Below are 3,656 nucleotides of genomic sequence, written 5' to 3' on the forward strand. Positions count from 1 at the left end.
CTTGGCCGACTTCGTGGCGGGCAGCCCCGACCTGTCGCTCTTCCCGCGGGCCGCGTGGGCGGCGGCGCAGCGCGGCATCCTCGGCGAACTGCCGCACCACGCCCTCGGCTACCCGGATCCACGCGGCCTGCCCCGCCTGCGTACGGCCCTCGCCGCACTGCTCGCACGGCGCCGCGGGGTGGTGAGCGACCCGGAGCGGATCATCGTGTGCTCGGGGGTGACGCAGGCGGTGACGCTGCTCGGCGCCGTGCTCCACGCGCGCGGGCAGCGCTCCATCGGTGTGGAGGACCCGGGAAGCCCGCAGTACGAGGACCTGTTCGCGACGGCGGGGCCGCGCGCCGTGCGCCTGCCCCTGGACGACGAGGGCCTCGCCGTGGCGCCGCTGCGCCGCTCCGGGGTGCGGGCGGTGGTCACGACGCCGTCGCACCACTTCCCTTCGGGCATCGCCTACTCGGCCCCGCGCAGGGCCCAACTCCTCGACTGGGCACGGGAGGTGGACGGACTCGTCGTGGAGGACGACTACGACGGCGACTTCCGCTACGACCGCGCCCCCGTCGGCGCGCTGCAGGGCCTCGACCCCGAACACGTCGCCTACACGGGCTCGGTGAGCAAGTCACTGGCGCCGGGGCTGCGCCTCGGCTGGCTCGTCGCGCCCGACGCGCTGGCCGACGAGATCGTGGCGCGCAAGCGGTACATGGACCTCGGCAATCCGGCGCCGGACCAGGCGGTGCTGGCCCGGTTCATCGAGCGCGGCGAGTACGACCGGCAGCTGCGACGCTGCCAACGCGCGTACAAGGAGCGGCGGGACGCCCTGGTGGCCGCCCTGCACGCGCGACTGCCCGGCACCGAGGTCCGCGGGATCGCGGCGGGCCTGCACGCCATCGCGACGCTGCCGGACCGCTACGGCCCGCCCGCCGCCCTCCTGGAGCGGCTCGCGGAACACGGGGTGGCCGTCCGCCCCCTCAGCCACTACGGAAGCGGCGGCGCGGACCTGGGCCTGTCGCTGGTGCTCGGGTACGCGCACCTGACGCCCGCCCGCATCACCGAGGGGGTGCGCCTCATGGCGCGCGCGGTTCAGGAGTTGGACCACGCGCGCGTGCAGAGCACCAAGCGGTAGCCGTCCGGGTCCTCGACGGTGACGCCCCACTCGTTCCAGTAGGGGTTCGGCGAGGTGACGCGGGTGCCGCCGTGTGCGGCGAGCCGCGCGACGAGGTCGTCCGGGACGGGACCGTCGACGTAGACGACCAGGAGGTCCTCCTCGGTGGGGCGGGGCGCTACCGGCGCCGCCTGTTCGTGGACGAGTTCGAGGTGCCAGGAGGCGTCGGGCCAGCCGAGCATCAGCAGGTCGTGCTCGCCGGGTACCGGGCCGCCCTCGGCGCGCCAGACCACGCTCAGGCCGAGCCCGCCGACCCAGAACTTCTCGGCGGCGGCAAGGTCGCGGGACGGGCGGGCGATGCGGATGTGCGCGGTGGACAGCGGTGCTGCGGTCATCACGGGGCCTTTCGTCGGCGGACACCGAACTTTAAGGTCGCGCCCCTTTCCCTTGGCCACGGGACCAGTTGTTCACTTGGGGTTCGTGTGCGCGCTGCGGTGAAACAGTAGGTGTGGCTACCGGCGCCGCGCGCACACCGTGGCACCGCACCGTCGTCGCAACCGTCACTGGAGGCGCCCATGTCACCCCGACCGCCGAACCCCCTGCCCGGCCGCCGTGCGGTGCTGCGCGGTTCACTCGCCGCCTCGGCGGCGCTCGCGCTGCCCGCTGTCGGCGGTCTCACCGCTCCCGCGTTCGCCCTGTCCGGGCGCCCGAAGGCGGCCTGGGGCGTGCAGGCCGGTGACGTCACCGCGCACTCGGGCCTGGTGTGGGTCCGTGCGGACCGCCCGGCCCGGATGATCGTCGAGACCTCGGCCGCCGACTCGTTCCGGCGGGTCACCAGATGGCGCGGCCCGCTGGTCGGTCCCGGCACCGACTTCACCGGCACCACCCGGCTGCGCGGCCTGCCGTCCGGCGAGCAGATCCACTACCGGGTGCTGCTCGCCGACCCGGACGACCCGCGCCGCACGGGCGAGCCGGTCACCGGCACGTTCCGCACCGCCTCCACGCGCCGTCGGGACGGGGTGCGGTTCCTGTGGTCGGGCGACATCGCGGGCCAGGGCTGGGGCATCAACCCCGACCGCGGCGGCTACCGCGTCTACGAGGACATGCGCGCCCTGGACCCGGACTTCTTCCTGTGCAGCGGCGACAACATCTACGCGGACGGGCCGATCCTGCCCAGCGTGACACTGCCCGACGGGCGGGTGTGGCGCAATGTGACGACCGAGGAGAAGTCCAAGGTCGCCGAGACGCTCGCGGAGTTCCGCGGCGCGTTCCGCTACAACCTGCTGGACGAGCACACGCGTCGGTTCAACGCCCAGGTCCCCACCATCACGCAGTGGGACGACCACGAGGTGCACAACAACTGGTACCCGGGGCAGATCCTGGACGACGACCGCTACACCGAGAAGAGCACGGACGTGCTGGCGGCCCGGTCGCTGCGCGCGTTCAGCGAGTACTTCCCGGTCTCGACGCTGCCGCCGGGCGACGTACGACCGGAAGGGGCGGCGAGCGGGGCCTCGTCGAGGGCCGGCGGGCGGGTGTACCGGGTGCTGCGACAGGGCCCGCTGCTGGACGTGTTCGTCCTGGACATGCGCACGTATCGCAACGCGAACTCGCCCGGCAGGCAGGCGGACGACACGACCGGGATCCTCGGTGCCGAGCAACTCTCCTGGCTGAAGCGGGAGTTGTCGCGCTCCCGGGCGACCTGGAAGGTGATCGCCTCGGACATGCCGCTGGGGCTCGTGGTGAGCGACGGCGCGGTCGACTTCGAGGCGGTGGCGCAGGGCGACCCGGGCGCGCCGCTCGGCCGGGAGCTGCAGATCGCGGAGCTGCTGCGGCACATCAAGCACCAGAAGATCACGGGCACCCTGTGGCTCACGGCCGACGTGCACTACACCTCCGCCCAGCACTACGAGCCGTCGGGCGCCGCGTTCCAGGACTTCGCGCCGTTCTGGGAGTTCGTGTCGGGCCCGCTGGCCGCGGGCGGCTTCCAGGCGGCGAAGCTCGACGGGACGTTCGGCCCGCGGCAGGTGTTCCTCAAGGCGCCGACGCGGGCGAACACCTCGCCGGCGGAGACCCCGCCGTACTTCGGCGAGGTCGAGATCGACGGGCACAGCGGCGAGCTGACGGTGCGGCTGCGGCAGGAGGGCGGCGACGTGCTGTTCGCCCGGACGCTGCAGCCGGGCCGCGTGGGCCAGTAGCCGCCCGGCATCCCACGGCGACCAGGAAAAGAGACAAATACCCTCTTTACCCATCGGTCACAGAGCGTTCGTGATCACGCAACACGCTTCCTTCACAGTGGATGCATGAGTCCAGACATGTCTGATGTGACGCGAGTGAAGAAGCAAGTGACATCGCACGAGAAGAACCGCCGTCCCGTCCCTCACTGGTGCCGGATTCTGGTGGAGCGCGCCACCGCCGGGTTCCCCGGGTGGTGGTCACGGCGCCCGGGGCACGCGCCGCCGACCGCGGATACCGGCGCCCGGCCACCCGCCTCCGTCGAGAGCGAGGACGGGGCGACGGCCGGGCGGCAGGACGCGGCAGCAGGGGCCGACCCGGCGCA

General features: G+C 73.1%; 3 protein-coding genes and 1 pseudogene. 3 read left to right on the forward strand and 1 reads right to left on the reverse strand.

The window, feature by feature from the left end:
* On the forward strand, positions 1-1,117 hold a 1,117-nt coding region (locus G3I40_RS45935), incomplete at its 5' end, for a PLP-dependent aminotransferase family protein (protein ID WP_164560719.1).
* Here the strand turns inward: G3I40_RS45935 and G3I40_RS45940 are convergent.
* The gene (locus G3I40_RS45940) at positions 1,075-1,491 is read right to left on the reverse strand and encodes a VOC family protein (protein ID WP_164560720.1); all 417 of its coding nucleotides are present in this window, start codon (positions 1,489-1,491) and stop codon (positions 1,075-1,077) included. The genes G3I40_RS45935 and G3I40_RS45940 overlap by 43 nt on opposite strands.
* A 180-nt stretch (positions 1,492-1,671) precedes the next feature.
* On the opposite strand from G3I40_RS45940, the gene G3I40_RS45945 reads away from it, so the two are divergent.
* Positions 1,672-3,294, forward strand: a complete 1,623-nt coding sequence (locus tag G3I40_RS45945; RefSeq protein WP_164560721.1) for an alkaline phosphatase D family protein — start codon at positions 1,672-1,674, stop codon at positions 3,292-3,294.
* Between the two features lie 147 nt (positions 3,295-3,441).
* Positions 3,442-3,656 (forward strand): annotated as a pseudogene (locus G3I40_RS46760) (hypothetical protein); the annotation flags it as partial.

The sequence above is a fragment of the Streptomyces sp. SID14478 genome (assembly GCF_010548525.1).
In the GTDB taxonomy this organism is placed as follows: Bacteria; Actinomycetota; Actinomycetes; order Streptomycetales; family Streptomycetaceae; genus Streptomyces.